15 protein-coding genes are annotated in these 21372 nt (G+C 33.2%); 13 read left to right on the forward strand and 2 right to left on the reverse strand.

Annotated elements, in window-relative coordinates; translation table 11 throughout:
• Positions 1-102 precede the first annotated feature (102 nt).
• The 13 genes from ACTJIV_RS04755 (at position 103) to ACTJIV_RS04815 (ending at position 18398) form a co-directional block, all read left to right on the forward strand.
• Complete coding sequence (locus ACTJIV_RS04755) at positions 103-1413, forward strand: hypothetical protein (protein ID WP_440625927.1); 1311 nt, start codon at positions 103-105, stop codon at positions 1411-1413.
• Between the two features lie 167 nt (positions 1414-1580).
• On the forward strand, positions 1581-5264 hold the full coding sequence (locus tag ACTJIV_RS04760) for a YobI family P-loop NTPase (protein WP_440625929.1): 3684 nt from the start codon (positions 1581-1583) through the stop codon (positions 5262-5264).
• A 365-nt stretch (positions 5265-5629) separates the two neighbouring features.
• The gene (locus ACTJIV_RS04765; RefSeq protein ID WP_440625931.1) at positions 5630-6052 is read left to right on the forward strand and encodes a helix-turn-helix domain-containing protein; all 423 of its coding nucleotides are present in this window, start codon (positions 5630-5632) and stop codon (positions 6050-6052) included.
• Positions 6053-7095: 1043 nt separating this feature from the next.
• Positions 7096-7386, forward strand: coding sequence for a hypothetical protein (locus ACTJIV_RS04770; RefSeq protein ID WP_440625933.1), 291 nt, complete (start codon positions 7096-7098; stop codon positions 7384-7386).
• 860 nt (positions 7387-8246) lie between these two features.
• A complete protein-coding gene (locus ACTJIV_RS04775) occupies positions 8247-9620 on the forward strand; it encodes an aldehyde dehydrogenase family protein (RefSeq protein WP_336379607.1) in 1374 nt (457 codons plus the stop codon).
• 2 nt (positions 9621-9622) lie between these two features.
• The gene (locus ACTJIV_RS04780; protein WP_440625935.1) at positions 9623-10150 is read left to right on the forward strand and encodes a class I SAM-dependent methyltransferase; all 528 of its coding nucleotides are present in this window, start codon (positions 9623-9625) and stop codon (positions 10148-10150) included.
• A gap of 10 nt (positions 10151-10160) precedes the next feature.
• Positions 10161-10517, forward strand: coding sequence for a DoxX family protein (locus ACTJIV_RS04785; RefSeq protein WP_440625937.1), 357 nt, complete (start codon positions 10161-10163; stop codon positions 10515-10517).
• Between the two features lie 125 nt (positions 10518-10642).
• Entirely contained in the window at positions 10643-10963 is a 321-nt protein-coding gene (locus tag ACTJIV_RS04790) for a hypothetical protein (protein WP_336379604.1), read from the forward strand.
• A 65-nt stretch (positions 10964-11028) separates the two neighbouring features.
• Complete coding sequence (locus ACTJIV_RS04795) at positions 11029-11703, forward strand: potassium channel family protein (protein ID WP_440625940.1); 675 nt, start codon at positions 11029-11031, stop codon at positions 11701-11703.
• A 72-nt stretch (positions 11704-11775) separates the two neighbouring features.
• The gene (locus tag ACTJIV_RS04800) at positions 11776-12726 is read left to right on the forward strand and encodes a bestrophin family protein (RefSeq protein ID WP_336379602.1); all 951 of its coding nucleotides are present in this window, start codon (positions 11776-11778) and stop codon (positions 12724-12726) included.
• Positions 12727-12745: 19 nt separating this feature from the next.
• Positions 12746-13483, forward strand: coding sequence for a hypothetical protein (locus ACTJIV_RS04805; RefSeq protein ID WP_440625942.1), 738 nt, complete (start codon positions 12746-12748; stop codon positions 13481-13483).
• A gap of 487 nt (positions 13484-13970) precedes the next feature.
• Positions 13971-17795, forward strand: coding sequence for a hypothetical protein (locus tag ACTJIV_RS04810; RefSeq protein ID WP_440625944.1), 3825 nt, complete (start codon positions 13971-13973; stop codon positions 17793-17795).
• Positions 17796-17870: 75 nt separating this feature from the next.
• Positions 17871-18398: a hypothetical protein gene (locus tag ACTJIV_RS04815; RefSeq protein ID WP_440625946.1), complete on the forward strand. Its 528-nt coding sequence runs from the start codon at positions 17871-17873 to the stop codon at positions 18396-18398.
• Between the two features lie 145 nt (positions 18399-18543).
• On the opposite strand, the gene ACTJIV_RS04820 is transcribed toward ACTJIV_RS04815, so the two are convergent.
• Together ACTJIV_RS04820 and ACTJIV_RS04825 are read right to left on the reverse strand one after the other, a co-directional pair.
• Entirely contained in the window at positions 18544-19842 is a 1299-nt protein-coding gene (locus ACTJIV_RS04820; protein ID WP_440625948.1) for a T9SS type A sorting domain-containing protein, read from the reverse strand.
• A 194-nt stretch (positions 19843-20036) separates the two neighbouring features.
• Positions 20037-21158 (reverse strand): helix-turn-helix domain-containing protein, encoded by a 1122-nt coding sequence (locus tag ACTJIV_RS04825; RefSeq protein ID WP_440625950.1) that lies wholly within the window; start codon positions 21156-21158, stop codon positions 20037-20039.
• Positions 21159-21372 lie beyond the last annotated feature (214 nt).

Below are 21372 nucleotides of genomic sequence, written 5' to 3' on the forward strand. Positions count from 1 at the left end.
GAGATAATGTCTCAAGCCTGTTTTTTTTGTTTTTATATCAAATTACGGTTTTCAGTAAGAAATACTAAATAAAAGTCTCTAAAATTGAAAATCAAAAAATAAATGAAAACAAAATTATTCTTTTTAGGAATCTGTATTTTATCAAATACAATATTAATGAAGTCACAAACTTTAAGTAAAGAAGTTAGAAATGATTTCTGTATTAATGCGAAGTATAATTATTTTTATGGAACAAATAGTTTTTATGGATTGATGAATCTTACTTTGAAAAAAATTGGAATTAGTGATCCTTATAAAATGGATGAAGCTGTAAAAAATATTTGTATTAACGAATCATTACAAAATTCTTTTTTTGAAAGTGTTCACAATGTTAGTAGAGGTTTAGATAAACAACAATATTTGAGTATGGGAATGAAATATAGTAATGTGGAAAAACTAATTGACTATATAATTTCGAAGGACAACTTAAAAAAACAAATTGATTTACCAAGAAATAATGTATTTGAAGATGATTTAGTGAATGAATCTAATATTATAAATAAGAAACAGTTACTACAATCTATATATCCTAAATCAATACTTCTTAATGATAGTACAGTTTTAAGAAAAGAAATCTTTGATGTAATAGGAGGTGGAGATAAAGAAGTTGAATTTAAAACGACTATTGCAAAAGAATACTCTTATACCGATGAAAAAAAAGATGAAGACAGGGTTAAAATAATTTTGTATTCCACCAATGAAAAAGAAATAGTATTCTTTGATATTCTTATTATGTTGGATTTAGGAGAAAAAGGATTTCAAAGTGTTGAAAATATGAGTTTTCTACACAGAAGACTACATGTTGATAAATCTAAGAGAAATATTAATGGATTTAAAACCGTAAAAGAAAACGGAAGAACATTTTTTGTTATAAACTACACAGATGAAAACAATAAAAGAAAATCTGACTTCTATACCATTGATTTGAAATTCATAAAAACTTTGATAAAGGATGAATATGTTCAGAATATTGAAAATCAAGATGATGAAATTGTAAAATTGATTTCTAATGAAGATTTGAAGAAAACATTTTTACAAAAAAAAATTACTGATTCTAAACATTTATTTAATGTTCCCAATTTTAAATATCGGATGATTAATTTGGTAGGTAATGCAAATTATGATTTCATAGAGAAAATATGTATAAATGAAGTTAATATCACTAATGATAGTAATTATCTTACGTTAAGTGGATTTAGGGAAAAGGGATTTGACACTAAAAATAAAGACAATTATATTATTGCAATAGATCCAATAACACAAATACTTTTTGTAGGAATAAGGAAAGATAATAAAATAGTGTTGTATGGAGAAGAAAAAGTTTTTCCAAATGAAATTTATCAATGGAAACTAGTTGAGCAAAACATTAAATAATGTTATTAAAAAGAGAAATCTCCTAAACGTATTTTTATCTTAAAAATAAGTTTATCTATCATCGGAGAAAATAAATTTTAGAATCTATTGATTTCATGATAATTGTGGAAAAGTCTTCTTTTGAAAAGAGGACTTTTTTAGTTAAATTTGTAAGAATGCCATTAAATATGAAAAGAAATTTATTTTTTAATTTTTTTAAAAAGAAAAAAGATATTGGGGAAAAAGATACTTTAATAAGCTCCCTTGCTCCGAAGATTTTAACGAAAAGAGAGGATATTGAACGAATTCAAACTTACTTAGAAAAACTTAATCAAACAATAGATACACCCGGGATTAGTAATATTGCTTTAACGGGCGGGTATGGTTCGGGGAAGAGTACAATAATAGGAACATTCAAAAAGTTGAATCCTCAGTACGAATACCTCAATATATCGTTAGCTTCTTTTAACAAAAAAGAAGAGGATAAAGAAATTAGTCCGACAGACAGAAAAATACAAAAGGAAGAATTAGAGAGGTTATTAGAAGTAAGTATTTTACAACAGATATTTTATCACGTTAAACCACAACAAATTCCAGAATCTCGATTTAAAAGAATAGATAATATTTCAGGTTGGAGAATATTCGGGATATCTGTGGGTTTTGTTTTATGGGTTGTTTGTACAACTTTACTTCTGAAATATAATTATTTAGATAAAATTAATCCAAACAATTGGAATACAAATAAAAGTTTTGATTGGTGGAGTTTACCAATTTTTCTGATTTCACTTAGTGGATTGGGGATACTATCGAAGCTCGTTATCAACTTATTTAGTAATTCAAAAATCAATAAAGTAAATATCAAGGGAGAATTAGAATTAGGAGATAATATTAATAAGTCTGTATTTAACGAGCATCTGGAAGAAATCTTATATTTTTTTGAGCGTACTAAATATAATGTTGTAATAATTGAAGATTTAGATAGATTTGATAGTACAGATATATTTACAAAACTCAGAGAAATAAATATTCTTTTGAATAACTCTTTACTAATAAACAGAGAGATTAATTTTGTTTATGCTGTGGGAGATGATTTGTTTGGTGATAAAAAAGAAAGAGTGAAATTCTTTGAGTATATAATTCCTGTTATTCCATTTATAAATTCCTCAAATGCGGATGAACAATTACAAACTTTGATAAAAGAGTCAGGTTTAGATGAAAATATTTTAACTAAAGAATTTATATCAGATGTAACTACTTTCATTGATGATATAGATATGAGATTATTAACGAATATTTTTCACGAATTTGTAATTTATAGAAAAACACTAAATCCAGAGTTTATAAAAAAATATGACGAGTTATTTGCTATGATAACTTATAAAAATATCGATCCCAAAGATTTTAACAATCTCAATAAAAAGGAGGGGAAATTATACAATTTGATAAATAACAAAAAAACTTACATTGAAAAGTTTATTCAGAAAATTGATAATGAGATTGAGTCTAAAGATAAAGAAATTAAGAACATTGAAAAGGAAGCAATATCCAATATTAAAGAATTAAGATCTATATATATTAATAATTTAGTTTCAAAACTTAGTGAAAATTCTACATTAACTATTAATATTTCAGAATTATTAGATGATGAAAATTTTGGTAATATTATTAATAATGAGTTAGAATATGAGAAATATTCCTACAATAGTTACTATGGTAGATATGAAAAAACTTCCAGTAAGTTGGACTTTAATTTTGAGGATATAGAAAATGAAATTAATCCTGATTTCAATTATAATAAAAGAGTTGAATTAATAGAATTAAAACACAACAATAAGATTAATTCATTAAAAAATGAGATAGATAAATTAAAGAGCGAAAAATCACAAATTGAGAACTGGGATTTAAAACAAATATTTAATGAAATTGAAGTTAATGAATATTTAGAGGATTTCTCGAACAATAAACTATTGAGAAACTTAATTTTAAACGGCTATATCAACGAAAATTATAATGATTACATGTCATTATTCCATGAAGTATCAATAACAAAAGAGGATTTTGCCTTTGAAAGAAATGTTAAAAGTGGATATAACACAGAATTCAATTATAAACTAAATAAAATTGAAAATTTAATAGAAAAAATAGATCTAAGATATTTTAGTAGAGAAACAATTCTAAATTTTGATTTAGTAGATTTTTTGAGCAATAACTATAGTAGTTACCCCAAAAAAAATGATGCTATTATAAGTTTATTAAGTAATGAGAAACCAAATTCTATTAAATTCATTGATGAATTCATTGATGAAAACAGGGGTTCGATTGATGTTTTTTTTACAAAATTAATAGAAGAATGGAAAGGTTTTTGGGAGTATATTTATTGGAATAGTGGACCGGAAAAAATAAATAAATATTTAGGTTTAATTATTCGTTATATAGATGTATCTACTTTTATAAATAATCAAAATAATAATATTCTTAAAGCACATATCGAAAGCGATTCTCAGTTTTTGAATTCAACCCAAATATTTGTAAATAGTGAATTTGATGAGTTTAATGAAATTTATGGATTGGTGAAAAGACAAATGAAAAATTATATTAAAGAATTAGATATAAAATTTGAACTAATAGACAACTATGAATTTATAGATAGTGATTTACGTGAATATGTTTATCTAAATAGCCACTACGAAATTAATGAAACTAATATTTCTCAAATACTTTCGAAATTTGGGGAAAATTACAATGAAAATGATTTCAATCAATCTAATTACTCAATGATTTTAAATTCAGAGTGTTCTCCATTGATTGAGTATATTAACTCAAATATTAATTCTTATGTGGAAAATATATATCTGAAATTAGAAGATAATAAATTCGACACTGAACAATATTTGCTAAAATTATTGAATGATAACAACTTAAAGGATAGTTTAAAAGCTAAAATAATTCAAAAAGTAGAAACGAAAATTTCAGAACTGAAGGATATTAGTGATTTGGGTATTAAATCACTAATACTTATAAATAATAAAGTAGTTCCTAAATGGAGTAATGTAATTGAATATTATTTATTGAATGAAAGCAAGATAAATGACATTCTTATCAATTTCATAAATTTTGAAAACATTTATTCTGAATTATCTAAATTTAGATTAAAAGAAGAGGATAAAGAGTTTGAAAAGAGTTTGATTAAATGTAATGATATATCAGACGAAGCGTATAATGAAATATTAAATAGCACATATTTTAATTGGAATAGTCTTGGTTTTGAAAGCTTAAATTTAGAAAAAGTAAAGAACTTATTAGTCAAAAAACTCAACACTACTAAAGATAATTATGAACGTCTAAAAGAACATTTTCCAAATAATCATATTAGATTAATCGAGAAAAATTTCTCAAAATTTATTGAAAATATAAACGATTTTGAAACAGATGAAAATGATATTTTATTAATATTGAAATCTGATAAAATTAATATTGATAATAAATTCAATTACATTAAAAAATTAAATGAAAATTTCATCGAAAAAAACAGAGAAATATCAAAAATAATTGGTGAAATGATTTTACAAAAAAAGGAAATTATCGAATTTTCTTTTGGTACTTTAAAATTTATCGCATTAAATTTATTTTATGATGATAAGAGGATTAGATTTACAAATTTATATTTGGAAAAATTTACTAACAATGAGCTTACTCAAATATTAAATAGTTTTATAAATTATAGTAACCTATTTAAAAAAGGTAAACCTACATTTAAAAAAACTGATTTTAACAGAACTCTTTTAGAAAATTTAAAATCAAAACAATTAATTAAAAACTTTTACGATGATAGTTGGAGTGATGATAAATATAGAGTAACAACTAATTATTAGTCATTAAATTACAAACAAAATAATCTAAAAATTATATTTTATTTACGAATTGGACACTAAATATTTATAACAACCCATAAACAGTGAGAAGAAACTTTCTGTATCGGGAAATAAATACGATAGGTAAAACAAACTCAAACAAACCAAATATCTAATAATTAACTAATTACGAAACTTTCAGTTTTGTATTGGTTATTGTTATTTTGGTTTGTTTTTTTATTTGTTGTCCCCCATTTGTCCCTCAAACTGATAATAATTTATTTTTTGAAACGAGGGAGAGATTACTTCGCTTAACGTATCTTATTGTACCTTAATGTACCTTATTGCATCTAAAGTGAAGTTTGAACTCCTCTAAAATAAATATTATGAGTTCAAATATTAAAATCAAAAAGATCTGCCAACACTGCGGGCAAGAATTTATTGCAAGAACCACCGTTACTAAATATTGTGGGGATAACTGTGCTAAAAAAGCCTATAAAGTAAAAGTTAGAAATGAAAAGATCAAATCAAGTGAGAAGCAGTTCGCACTTCAAAAAGAGTCAATAAAACCTAAATCTGACCTTAATTCATATTTTGCTTTAAAAACTTTAGACTATTTAACAGTTAAAGAGGCCGCATTACTGTTAAAATGCGACTGTCGAACCATTTATCTGATGGTCAAGTCCAAAAGACTCCCTTCAATTAATCTGTCACAACGAAAAACAAGGATTTTAAAGAAAGATATAGATGCTCTTTTTGAAACTTCTCAGCCCGATAAAGAATCCTTTACAAGAACTTACAGTTCATGAATCGATTGAAGAAACGCCTTTAAAGGACTGTTTTACTATCGGCCAGATCCAATCGGAATATAACATATCAGAAACAAGTTTACAAAGTTTAATCCGACGTCACGAGGTTCCCAAATTTCAGAAGGGAAAATTCGTATATGTTCCAAGACGCTTTATTCAACCGATCCTGAATAAAAATGTCAATTGGATTGATTTAGCTTGGGAAATAAGTGAAGATATTCTATTTCCTTTAGCGGTAATTACGATGACAAGTATATTTGATTTACATGTTTGTTGCCAAGAATATTGTGAATTGAATTTCTATGATGAGAATGAAGAATGGGAGACTATTTTTCTGGATTGTGGACTTGAAGAAGATGATAGCATAGGATTTCATATTAGACCTCTTAGGTAAAGTACATTCAATAACTTATTCATTGAAATACCTTTAGACAAGTGATTTAGTAGATCTGTTCTATTTCATTATCAAATGATTATGTAATGAAAATATTGAACATTGTAGGTGTTAGAGAGGAAGGGATTCGAACTTATTTTGTTTTTAACCCTGTTAGCGCTGTTTTCCGACTGTTGTTTAATCGCTTTGCCACGATTCTGCCACAATCTTTGTTTATGCGCTCAAAACTGCGTTTTTTATGTCTCGGCGGAAAGGGAGGGATTCGAACCCTCGAACCCTTTTTTAAAATCAAATGAAGGCATAGAAAACACAGTTTCGAATTTATTGCTATATATTGCAGTAAATTTTATAAATATCTGAAAAACAACATTAAATGGGTTTGGTGTGAAGGTGTTGAATCCCACGTTCTCTGCTGAAGAAAGTAAGAAGAGTACTTCTGTATTGTAGAAGGGCCAGAATAGATGTATTTTGTAAGGCTAATTTATCAGGAAAATTTCTGTGACTAAAGGAAGCAGACCAGTAGCCATTGCAAAAAACTACAGAATTGGATAAAAGAAATTCTGAATACCTAACAACTTCCGAAAAATTCACCATATAAATATCAATTCCAATGTTGATTTTTGTATAATAACATTTAGATAAATATAGAATGGCGGTACATGATGTAAAAGGTAAAGTTATTTTGATCGTTGGTGGGGGTAAAAACCTTGGTCGATTATTAAGCAGAAGAGCAAAACTGGTAGTGCATTACAATAGCGAAAGCTCAAAGGCGGAAAGCGAAAAAACGTTGGCAGAAGTTCAAGCCTTAGGTGTCGAAGCATTTTTGTATCAGAGCGATCTGACAAAAGTTAAAAATGTAAGCAGGTTAACTGAGGGGTGGTGGATCACGGGACAAACTATTTTTGCCAACGGCGGGTTATACAACCAGATAATTGATTAAAAACCAGCTATTCAAAAAATAACAGCTGGTTTTTTCATTTTCAAAATACAATTCACCCGTAAGAGGATAATTTTGGACAACGATATTAAACTCCTGAAATGATTTGCACCACAGATGAGATGATGATAAGGTAATAGGCAGAATAACAAGGAATAAGTATATATAGAATAATCAGTAAAATATTGATAATTTGAACTTAAATAAATTCCGGGATATATTTTATTTCAGATTCTAAAAAATGATTATGGATGCATTTTCTCATATTAGAGTTATTATAAGTATGATTTTGGGCTTTGGAGTAGCTCAATTATTGAAAAATGTAGTAAAATTGATAGATCATCCCAGGAAAAGGAAATCTATTTATTGGTTACATTTATGCTGGGTATTTTATATTTTTATTCTGATTGTTCTTTTTTGGTGGTGGGAACATCGGCTTGAAACTGTTCAACATTGGAATTTTTTGAGCTATTTGTTTTTAATTATCTATACCACATTATACTATATACTATGTGTACTGATTTTCCGGATAATATAGATGAATACAAAGGCTATAAGGACTACTTTTTTTCCAGAAAAAATTGGTTTTTCTTATTTCAGATACTTCTTTTTGTGATAGATTTCGGGGATTCTCTTTTAAAAGGTAAGGCCTATTTTCAATCACTTCACTGGACCTATCCGGTAAGAAATATACTGCATATTGCTCTTTGCTGTTTCGGAATCAAATCATCAAATGAAAAAGTACAAACCGGTCTTTTCTTTATTTTGTTTGCTTTTGATATTTTATTCATAGCGCAAAATTATTTATACTGAATTCTGAATTTTATGAGAGAAACTTATAGTAAATACAAAACAACACACTTATGAACAAATACCAATCACTTTTCGACACACAAAAAGAATTCTTCTACACCGATGTTTCCAAAACCTACCAATGGCGGATGGATCAGCTCAACAGGTTGGAGAAAATGCTTCTTGAAAATCAGGAAACATTTTGCCAGGCTCTAAAAACGGATTTCAACAAACCGCCTTTTGAACAGTTGTTTGAAATTACAGTGCCATTGGGAAATATCAAATATTATAAAGAAAACCTTAAACAATTAATGGTTCCCGAGGCTGTTGCCATACCAAAAGGATTGGAGGAAACCGGAAACAAAGGCATTATTTACAAAGAACCTTTTGGCGTAACCTTGGTTATAGGCCCGTTTAATGCTCCTATCTTATTACTCCTTGATCCTGCCATTGCAGCTTTGGCAGCCGGGAATCCCGTTATTCTGAAACCCGCTAATACAACACCTACAGTTGCTGCACTCTTTCAGGAGCTTATCCCAAAATATTTTGAACCTGAAGCTGTAAATATTGTTACCGGGGGACGAGAAGAAATTACGGCGTTATTGGAGCTGCCTTTCGACTTTATTTTCTTTACAGGAAGTTCTGCGGTAGGAAAAGTCGTTATGAGAGCTGCTGCTGAAAACCTTACACCCATAGTTTTGGAATTGGGTGGTCAAAATCCGACTGTGGTAGATGAAACTGCAAATCTTGACATTGCGGTTGACCGTATTGTTTGGGGACATATGGCGATTTCCGGACAGTGGTGCATTGCTCCCGGTTATGTATATGTTCATGAGAGTATTGCCGATGAATTTCTTGATAAGCTGAAAGCCTCTGTTGTAAAAATGTATGGTGAAGACCCAAGTTTAAGCCCCGACTTTGCAAGAATGATAAGTGAACATGATACCGAAAGGGTAGCCTCTTATATCATCCCCGAAAAAGTAATTTTAGGGGGAAGATTTGATGTAAAATCAAGATATGTAGAACCGACCATTTTATACCCGAGCACCTGGGAAGATCCTGCAATGCAGCAGGAGATTTTCGGGCCTGTATTCCCTATTTTAGTATATAAGGATTTAAAGGAAATTGTAGAAATCATCAAACGCAAACCAAAATCTCTGGCAGCTTATTTCTTTAGTAAAAATCAACAGAACATAGATTATTTCTTAAATTCGGTTTCTTTCGGCGGTGGCTGTATCAACCAGACCAATTTGCATTGCTGGATAGACAGTCTGCCTTTCGGTGGCGTTGGTTATGCCGGGATGGGCAAGTATTATGGCAAAGCAGGTTTCGATGCATTGAGCAATACAAAAGCCATGCTGATAGGAAATCCTGATTTGGAACTGGATGTTTTTCCACCATATGAAGGGAAAGATATTGCAAAAAATTTAAGCATATTTGAGTAAAAATGAAACAAAAGGAAGCTATCCATTTGATTGAAAAGTCAATTCTAAATTCTAATAAACCTCAGGTTTGGGCAGATTTAGGTTGTGGCAGTGGTACTTTTACCAGCGCCTTGGCTCATTTGTTACCAAATGGAAGCCATATTTACGCAGTGGATAATCAATCGCAGAACTTTCCCAAATCATTAGGCAATAATGTTTCTGTTGATTTTATAAAAGCTGATTTTGGAGACTCTGATTTTAACTTTTCAAATCTCAATGGGATTTTAATGGCAAACTCACTGCATTATATAAAAGATAAAGTGCTGCTAATTAATCGTTTGGAGAAATATCTGTCAGCAGATAAAAAATTTGTTATCATAGAATATGATACCGCCATTGCCAATCAATGGGTTCCTTATCCAATTCATTTTTTAAAACTGAAAGAACTGTTTACTAACCTGGGGTATTTAAAAATTATTAAATTAGGTGAACAGCAATCAATATTCGGACAAGGCAGCCTGTATTCTGCGACCATCGGTATAAACCATTAAAAAATGAAATATGATCCTAAAAATTATTAATTCCGTATTAATGCTTGTCGCCATATTTATGGGCCTGAAACAAGGATGGGCAATGCTTTCGGGCAAACAGGAGATGATAGCAATGTTTAGCAAATGGAATATCAGTAAAACAGGTTTAATGATTATTGGAGTAATAACGATGCTAAGTGCTTTGCTCATTATTTTTCCGAAAACTTTTGTTTGGGGAAACTTCTTGATGGCAGCCGGTATTTTATTGATCATCAGCTTTCATTTGCTTGATCGAGATTTGAAAGGCGTGGCAATAGAATTACCTTTTCTATTGCTGAACCTGGCCATTATCTATTTTCAACACCCACTGAAAGGCGGGTTATTATAAACAGTCAATTTTCAATAATGAAAGCATTAGTTATTACAACCTTTGCGGTTTGCTTTTCACTCACAGCGTGTGGACAGTCAAAAACTCAGAAGATAGAAACAACAACAATTAAAAAAGCACAAAAAATGGACACAAACAAACTTACAAATGAAACTGTAAGAACAGCTTTTGATGCCTGGCAAACCGGCGACACCAAAACCTTTCTTTCTTTTTTCACTCCTGATGCCACGATGACCGATGATGGAAATCCACGGAATTTCCAAAGCTTTGTAAAAGAGGCTTGCGGAAAAGAAATTTTTCTGACAATTGATACCGTTGAAAATGAAGGGAAAAATATCAAAGGAAATTTTAAAGCAGGGAATTGGGGTACTTTTCCTGTGTTTTTTAAATTCCATCAGAATATTGAAGGAAAGTTTGACAGGCTGGACATCGGACAGGAAAAGTAAAACGTTATTGCCACGTTCACAATAAAAAATATCTGTTGCATTGATGAAAAAGCTCTTAAAAACTAATGGATGAAGTAAATAAAACCATTGCTGCTTTGCAAAAATACAAGTACGAGTTTTTGCTCTTTGCACTTGCACAGCACCTGTTTATAGGCATTTTTTTAACCGACCTTGATTTTTATACTCGGGTTGTCTGGCCGCTAAATATGCTGATACTGGGAGTAGGAAGTATTTTTATGTTTACAGGCAAACATAGTTGGAGGCATTGGTTTAGAAATATCCATTTCGTAGTTGTTTTACTGTTGCCCATTGGGATTCCGTTTTGCAAAGATATATCCTGGTATTTCACTTTTCTCAATATCAATTATGTGATTTTCTTTGCGTTCCTGTTTTCAGAATTGCTAAAGTTCTTAATAAAACCAGGGTACATTAATAGCGATATTATTTCAGCATCGGTGTGCGGCTATTTTTTATTAATTGAAATCTCAGTTTTTTTATTACAATCGTTTGAGTATTATAACCCATTGTCTTTTAAGGGTGTAGATACTTCATCATCAGCAAGTATTTTTATTGATCTGGTATATTTTTGCTCTATAACCTTTACCAGCATCGGCTTTGGCGATATTACACCAGGTACACATACTACCAAATTAATTGCTGCTTTTATTGGCATTCTAGGACAGTTTTATACAGTAGTTCTGGTTGGTATTCTTATCAGCAAATTTTCCTCAAAAAATTAAATCAATATGAATATAAGTTCGCATTACAAACTCAGGCATTTTATTCCCTGGACAAGGGTCAAAATTTATAAAATGTTAATATTAAGTATAATTCCGACGATACTGTTTTATTTTCTTGATTGGAAGTGGCTGGCGATTCCGTGGGTTCCGGTGGCTTTGTTGGGAACAGCGACAGCATTCATTTCCGGATTCAAAAATACCCAGACCTATAACCGTACCTGGGAAGCACGACAGATTTATGGTGCTATTATCAATAACAGCCGTGCTTTTGGGATTATGATAAAAGATTTTATCCGTTCAGAGGACAAAGTTCTTGAAAAACAACTGCATCAGGAGATTATTTACCGTCATTTTGCGTGGCTTACAGCATTACGTTTTCAGCTTAGAGAAATTAAAAGCTGGGAAAACATAAAAATAAAAAGCTACAACCGCGAATATCTTCAATATTACAAAGTTCCGGAATGGGAAAGTAGTCTGGATGAAGAACTGACGGGACTTCTCAGTGAAGAAGAGCGCCAACACATTTTATCAACAAAAAACCGGGCAACGCAAATTGTAGCCTTACAATCTTCTCAGTTAAAAAAACTGAATGAAGAAGATAAAATATCGGCCTACAATTATGTTGCTCTGGAAAATCAGCTAAAAGAACTTTATGACCAACAGGGGAAATGTGAGCGTATTAAAAACTTTCCCTATCCAAGACAGTTTTCGAGCATCAATTTGTATTTTACCAATGCCTTATGCCTGTTAATGCCTTTAGGTTTCATAGGCGAATTCTCCAAGTTGACGGAAAAATTCGGGGAAAACATCATTTGGCTTGTTATTCCCTTTAGTGTATTGCTGGGATGGGTATTTTTAGTTCTGGAGCAGATCGGAGAAAGTACGGAAAACCCATTTGAAGGAAATGCCAACGATATTCCTATAACACAGATAAGCAGGAATATAGAAATTGACCTTCGTGAAATGTTGGGCGAAAAAGATTTGCCACCGGCAATTGTCGCACAGAATAATATTTTAATGTAAATAAAAATACAAGCAAATTATGGAACATTTAGAAACCGTTAGAAAATGGTATCCCAAGGCGTTAACTTCTATTGATACTGTTAACCGGCTATTAGACACAATTGAAAAGCATATTGGCTTAAAACCAAACCAATTAATGCACGCAGACAGTATGTGCTGTGACGATGTAAATGCTATACAATATCCACCAAGAGCCTATGAAATGCTGGGACCGTTCCATTTGGGAGGGCTTGACGGTTTTCCTTTTGCCGGAATTACCGGAATGAATGCCTTTGCACATCATGTTCCGGAAGATGGTGCGGTAATCATATTTTATGCACCACATATCGGCGTTACAAAAGATGGTACTATCGGGGAAATAGGCAGAATAGGGCAGAGTGGTAACTCGGCGTGTTGTGGTGCTGCTAAAGGAGCATTGGGAAAACTCTCTGCGGGACGGATCATTGAAGGAAATGTTACTTCACTGGACTTTCAGATGAATACCATTGAGCAGATTTTCCTTCATCAGAAAGACCGGATCCTGAATGCAAAAAATCAAATATTTGAGGCTACGGAGGTTATGTATGAAGCTATTGATGAAAGAATAGAGGTGTTGGTGAAAGAAACCAATTATCCTTGTAAATATGTTGTTTTGGTGGGTGCTGTTTTTATCAATGGAGATAAGGATATGGGATCTTTCTGTCAGTATAAGAAATTCGATTATATTGATCTGGAAACACAGGAACGGAAAAGCCTTATGGAAGAGTATTATCAATAAATAAAGGGAGAATTTAATTTTTTAAATCAGCCCTTTCATCTCAAATATGTATAAAATAATCCTGGCATAAGCTGGGATTCTCTGTTTGTAAAGTATACCATTACGATGTGGATACTAGTTTTTAGTTATTATTTAAGGTACTTAAAATATCCTTTAAATTATTTTTTATTAATTAATTGATAATCAGTTATTCTTTAAAAATTGCCCATAGATTTTTTTGATAATATTATTGTGTCTTTTTCCGTAATTCTCACTTATCTTCTTTTCTTTTCCAAATTTTAAGCTATAAATTTTACAATATTTTGTGGACTTACAAATGTATTCTCTCCCCAAAAAAAAGATTATTTAATAAAAAATGGATTGGTCTTTCAGAACAGAGCATACGAAAGAAAAACTCTCATAGTGGTTCAGCGTAGCTCATCTCCAAATCATAAATAATAATCAATTAAGAATGTTGGATAAAGGATAAAAACTAAAAACTAAAAATATGCTGAATCTTAATCAATTAAAGCAAAAAGGAAATACCTTTTGCAAGCATCTTATGATGCTGATAGCTTTAGCAGGAAGTATAACCGTATTTTCTCAAGATGCTGCGGTAACTCCTACTAATGATGACACCAAAGTTGCCTGGCGTACAGGCGGTGGCGGTGGAACCACTATTTTTGGGACAGTAACTGCTGTGGCAGTTGTTGGTAATTGGGGGACTACGCTTTCTCAAATTACTGATTCAAACACAAGCAATTCTGGCTTTTCATCACATTCTGTTGCTTCAACTTTGGGTACAGACATAACGTCAACAGTAAAACTAAGCGATGGTAAAACTTATGGAACAAGTCCATTTACAGGGTATAGAATTGGTGTAGTGGCAAACAGAGCTATTACAGGAGGTTTTACCCCGACAATTGGTCTTACTGGTATCAACAATGTCATTATTACAACATACCTTGGAGGTGTTGTGCAAGAAACTTCTCCTGCTCAGAATTGGACACTGGGAGCTTCTTCTATGGATGCTGGTTTTTATGTACATAAACCTTTTGATGAAGTGCGTATAATACAAAATGGGGGGGTAACCAATGTAGGTGGTACCGCCACGGCAACTCTTGGTGTTAATTATGTGTATTTGCAGCGTTACACCCGTACAGGTGGTGGTTTTGATACAACAGGAGAAAAAGTTGTCACTTGTAATGCCCAGATACCGCTTACAGGTAAAGGGGTAACAGGTTCTGGGGCGGCTGTTGTATTTGTACCGCCTTCTCCTGTTCCTATTGTTGTTCCGGCAACTTTATGGCCGGGGTTGGCCCCTGCCCTGGAAGATGAGAAACCCAATACACATGGTACAATTCCTTTTATTAGTGCAGGTCTGGCTGTGTATTCCGGTAGATTAAAAGATGAAGGTGTGGTATATCCTGCAGGTACTTTTGGCGGTGGTGTTTACCAGTTGAATGCCATATCCGGAGGGTTGAATGTAACAAAAACACTCAGGTTTTATTTGAATGGTTCCCAACAAGGGCCGGATGTGGTGAGTCAAGAGTTTCTAAGTGCCTCGGCCAGCGGAAGTCTCTTGACTGTGGGTGCTGTATCTTCGCTTCCTTTCGATTCCATTGAATTTGAAATCTCTTTGAACTTATCTGCAGCTTTAGGCCTGCTCGAAATCTATTATCCAATAGTGCAGCGTTTTTGTGATGCAAACATTACCTGTGGTGCGCCGGTAAGCCTTATTTCAGGAGAGCTTACCCCGGGGGGTGCACAAAACCACCCTGTCTATGCAAAAGCAATTGGTACTAGTATACTTACAGCTTCTCTCGGAAATCCAGGCATCAATAACGTACAAAATGTGTTAGATACTGATTTGAATAATTATGCAGAAATAGGTGCTGCCACAGGAGCGTCGTTATATTCCAATTATGGTATCTCAGTTATTTCGCGACAGGTGTTGGATGCCAGTGATCCTGGGCATATTAAATATGGTTATCCTAAAGGTACTTTTGCTGGTTTTGAGATTCAGGACGATAGCTTTGCGACAGCAAGTGCAGCTAAAAATTTTATCATCAGTACTTATAAAGAAGGAGTCATTCAGGATACTTACAATACTCTTAATGTAGCATCGGGAAGCCTATTCACCCCCAATAATGGGAAGTACATTATTGGGATGAGAACCACTAAAGATTTTGATGAGATAAGAATTACAGTAGAATTACTGGCAGGTGCTTCGGCAGGCTCCAGCACAAAAGTCTACCGTGCGGTGATAGAAAAGTTTTGTCCTTCAGCAGCCCAGGTTTGTAATGTGTCTACAGATCTCAAAAGACCAGCTTATCCTGTATTTATAGATGCAGCAAACACTGGCGTTGAAGGTCTTGCAACAGGAAATACTTATTTTGAAGATTTAAACAATATTGTTGCCAACACTAGCCAGCCAGCTAAATTATATACTGCGGCAGGAGCTGTAACCAACGCTTCTGTAGCTGTACAAGACGGTAGTAAAGGTATTGGAGTTCCGGGAGATGCCACTTATGAACTGTATCCTGCCGGCACTTTTGCTGGTTTTGATGTAGCATTTCCTACACTTGCAGCAGCAGAATTGGCGGGAAGCACGATTACGATTATGACATTAAAAGCAGATGGAAGTGTTGCGGACTCTGCGGTAATGAATTCCAGTTTCTTTGGTTTGCATACTTCTATTCTTAATGGGACCAGTAATCGTCAGATATTGGGTTTTGCTTCCAGCCAACCATTCACCGGGGTTAAACTTACCATAAACAAAGCTTTAAGTGCTAATGCAGGTGTTTTAGAAATTTACTCGGCAGTAATTCAGAGATTCTGTACTACACCTGTCATCAAATGTGATGAAATTGAAAACATAAGCGTTCCTAAGTATCCGTTGTATGTGAACGGCGCAAGAACAGGAGTAACTGCTTTTGTGGATGGAAATAGTTCTATCAGTCTTTCTCAGAATGCCATAGATGCGGATCCAAACAGTTATGCAACAATGCAACTTGGTGCGAGTGCAGGCTCAGGATTAGGTTTCAGTGTAGCTAATGGTTTTGGTGATTTCCCTAAAGATACATATATTGGATTTGACATTGCAACATTAGATATAGCGCAGGCTAGTGCTTTTGAAACAAATAATATAGAATTGTACAAGGATGGTATTCTGGTACAAACCAGTACAGGTACCCAGCTTGCCGGTGGATTAAGTACTGCTGCGGTTTCAGGAGGTTTTCAGCGTTTGATAATAGGAACAGTAGCTCATGTTCCATTTGATGAAGTACGTTATGTGATAACCCGTTTTGCCGGTGCTTCCGCTGGTGAGATCAGAATCTTCAATGTAGTAGCAAGAGACTTCAGTCCAACTTCTAGCACAACGTGTCCGTTGGTTTTACAATGTGATGGCACGTATGTGCTTACCAACGGACCTACGACTATTACTTCTCCAACAATTCCTGCGGTAATAGAATATGCTAATACAGGATATGAAGGTTTAGCAACAGCAGGATATGGTATTGACAATGTTTGGAATGCTGTAAGCCAGGATCCATTGGATTATGCAACGATACATTTACCTGCATCCGCTGGTGTTACAGGCTCTATCTCTGTAGCGATACCTAAAGTGACTTTGCCGCCGGGCACATTTGCAGGGTTTACGGTGGACAAACAGAACTTTCCTTTTTCCGGTGGTTTTTTACCCAATGTTATGGTAAGTACATATTTAAATGGTGTACTCAGAGAGCAGAGAAGTGGTGGAGCTTTGATAGATTTTTCTTTCTTCACACAATGGTTTGGTACCAATCCAAACATATATACACCGGGCTTCCAAACAACATTATCGTTTGATGAAGTGAAGATTTCTATTGGAAGTGTCGCTTCATTAGGAGACCAGACATTGAGGGTATATTCTGCCTATATTGATACAAGAACATCAGTAGTAACGATACCTGGTGACGGTTACACTCCTATTGTTTGTAGCAATGGTGCCTGCTATAAACCCGGAGCTATTGCTACAGCTGGAAATCCTGCTCTGATCAGTAAGGTAGGAATGACTTCATTACTAAGAGCCGGAACACAAAATTCAGACAATTGGCCGGCAGCTCGTACTGGCGCCTGGTTAGTTTTAGAGGCAAGAACAAAAGGTTTTGTTGTTAATAGAATGGCGTTTAATTCCTCTGGAAATCCTGTTGGAATTCCGGTTGCTGATTTTGTTGAAGGAATGATTGTTTATGATACGACTAACAAATGTTTAAAGATATATACTACTCAAAATGGGGGAAGTACATTTGCATGGTTCTGTATCAGCACACAAGCATGTCCTGATTAATAATACTTTTTGAGAACCTGAATAGCAATATTTTGATTTTCAGGTTCTTAATTTTCACTAAAAATTAAGATTAAAATGTTTAAAAATATAATAATAATAGTTGGGTTTCTAACTGGTGCATTTTTACAAGCACAAATAGGAATAAGTAGAGAAAGCGTAACCAATGGCTCTGTTTCATTGCAGTTCGGAGATAACGAAAATAAGGGACTTCTTCTCCCTTATGTAACAGATAAAACAGGGATTACTGAGAATGGGACTATACTTTTTGACACTTCAGATAATAAAGTAAAATATTTAAAAGATGTAAATACATGGTTTGATCTGAGCGTTGATACAACAGGGATTGCAGATTTGAGTATTCAAGCAATTGATAGAGTAGAGCAACCGGGAGCAAAGGTTTGTATCAGTCCGACCTTAGGAGGAACAGATACCACACAAGGAATATTGGTTCTGGCTGATAGTAATAAAGCTATGGTTTTGCCTAAAGTGGCCAGCCCGCATTTGAATATCATCAGTCCTTCTGCAGGAATGATAGTATATGATACCATAAAAAAACAATTAGCTGTTTATAATGGTACTGTCTGGAGCTTCTGGAAACCTTAGAATGGGCGAGATTATATCCTCAACAAAGTAGTTGATAATAAATAAAACAGCTTATCCCATAAAGAGATAAGCTGTTTTTTGTAATAAAGAATAATTACTACAGTTAAATGGAAAGCATTTGCTTACTGTTTCCGAAGTTGTATATTTATTTTTTTATAATCTTAAAAGTTTTAATAGTACCATCATTCAAGGTTGCACTACCAAGATAGACACCCGTATTCAGTACAGATACATCAATTTTAGCATTTATTTTATTAATTGCCTGGTCTTTTATCAGCATTTTGCCGTTTACATCGTATATGGATATTATTTTTATTATTTTTTCGCTTGAAATATTGAGAATATCCTGTACGGGATTTGGATAAATATTAAATTTGAGACTATTATTCTTTATATCACTTGCAGAAAGTATCGAATTGTCTAATTTAACGATCCATCCTGCAGCAAATATAGGAGGGATAGTATTATCAAATCCGCAAATGTACTTACCGTCCGGCGATATTCCCATTCCGGTGCCAAGCTTTGTATCGAACGTAGTAATAGGAACATTTTGAGAAGTTAAAAAATCAGTAAGTAATATAGGACTTGCACCTAAAGAAGGGTGATAAATAATTACTTCCCTATCTCCGATCATTCCACAATACCCTATAGCAGTACCATTTTCTGATACTGATACAAATACAGCGTCGTTATATCCTGCCGGAGCATCAAAGGCCTGATATACATTGTCGTTAATATTATAAATAAAAGCTTTACTCCCTTTGTAACCAACTACTTGTCCGGCATTATTCACATCATTGGCTTCTCCGTATTCCGGATTGCTGAAATCTATATAATGTGCACCTCCATTCTGATCAAAATAAGCAGGCACCCGAAAAGTTCCGGCGCCGAAAAGGTCTTCCCGGTCTATCCAGCCGGCTACGACTCCGTTATCATTGACATCAGCCCCGCGGCCGTTAGTGTACAGTAGGTCACCCGTAAGTTTGGTAAGTATATTAGTTTCGGTATTATAAATAAATGGATAACTGTTCCCCGCATTACCTGAAGTCATTTGTCCGGTTACATACACGCTGTTTGCTGAAATTCCTTTTGCTTCTCCAAACCAGCTGTTTCCCGGTGTGTCTCCGGAGAAATAGCCAATAGCTGTCCAGCTTCCGTTTTTACGGTAAGCAGCCTGGCTCAAATCGGAACCATCCGCAGCTGTAAAAGGCATACTCCCAGCTATGTTTTCTGTATTATTCAGCCGGTTTGTTGCATCGGCAACAGGCTCTATAGGGGTACTTGTACCTGTAGAGTAGCTGTAATAGCCTCCGGAATGCACAGCGTTTCCATTGTTGTTGATATCATAAAGCCTTGTTCCCCAACCGGTGAGAACCCTCAGATTAGTTTGAGCATTCAGACTGCTTAAAAACAAGAAGGCTGAAAGCATGTAAATTTTTTTCATAGTAAGAAAATTTTATTAACTCAAAATTGCTTAGTTTACATCGTTTTATGAAACTTAAGGTGTGAGAAATTAAGAATTTCTTTTTCGAATTTAGCTAAATTTAGAAATCTGTTTCATCTTTTTCGTTGCTAAGTTTACAATAAAACAAAGTGTACATTTAAGTATATCACTACCTTTTAAATTCAAGTATACCATCACCTTAAGTTTTTATAATATTCAGAAGGGGTTTTACCGATTATGTCCTTAAAATAACGGTTAAATGAAGATTTTGATTTAAATCCAGCTTCATAAGCAAACGATAAAAAATTTATATTTTTATTTTCCTGGATGGCTTTTTCAATCATATTTTTAAAATATTCAATTCGGTATTCGTTGATGTAGCGATAAAAAGGCTTGTGCTTGTACCCATTCAGCATTTCGCTTATTTGGTACTTGTTGATCTCGGTTTTTAACGCCAGTTGATCCAGATTCAGGTCACAGTCTCTGTACAACTGTTTTTGCCTCACAGACTGATCCATTTTCTGCCAAAGTTCACTGAATTTTATTTCATAATCAACTGTATTTAATGATGGCTTTTCTTCATCAGAATGTTGATTAACAGGGATTTTAAAATTATGTTGAAAACTGATTTCCTGAAAATGGCTGATTTCAGTTGTAAGGCTTTTTCTCACAATTATAAGACAGATCACCAGTAATAGAAAGTAAGCTACTGTTCTTATCGAAATATTAATAAGCTGAGATTCTTCAGGATAAAGATAAAGCAATGTTTTTGAAATTATCACTCCGCATTCCATAAAAAGAATACAGTGAGAAATTCGTGTAATTACATTGTATTCAGTCTTTCCAGTGGTTTTAAATTGATTTTTATTAATGATGATAATGCTTTTTAAAGGATAGTATAAATTAACCGTAAAAAGAACGATCAAACTGAAATCATTGTAAAGGTCAAGCAGTTTCTGATCAACATGATTGAGGACAAAAAATACACAGGAAACCGTCAAATAACCGATCATCAAAATAAATAGTGGAATAAAAGCATACCATTTACTCGTAACGGAAAATTCTTTTTTTGTTTTACTTAAAGCATACAGATAGATCAACGGGCCGTAAGACGCACCAATAAAAGTATTCATCTGCTGTCTGATACTTTTGTCAGGAATAAAATTAAAAATAACAAACTTGATAATGAGATGAACAGCAATCGCAGAAAGCAGGCAGATAAACAAGTAATTTGAAGGTGATTTTCTCTCTCTGAACTGTAAAAGCCAAAGCGCCACCAACGCCTGAAAAGCCCCAATGATAACTATATATTGCATCCTTCCTTATGTTTCCACAAAATAAATGCAAAATCTTCATTGTATCATTCAGGAGTCTATTATTTATCTATTAAAAATTGAATTTCCGATTTAATATTGGGTTCATAAATAAATAACAAATAATTTAATTATTTTAAGTTGCTGAAAATTAATGGTTTAATAGTACCGATCTAACGAGTGACACGTTGTCTGAATATGGTTTTTTCTTCTGGAC

This window comes from Chryseobacterium sp. 22532, from assembly GCF_052044665.1.
GTDB lineage: Bacteria > Bacteroidota > Bacteroidia > Flavobacteriales > Weeksellaceae > Chryseobacterium > Chryseobacterium lathyri.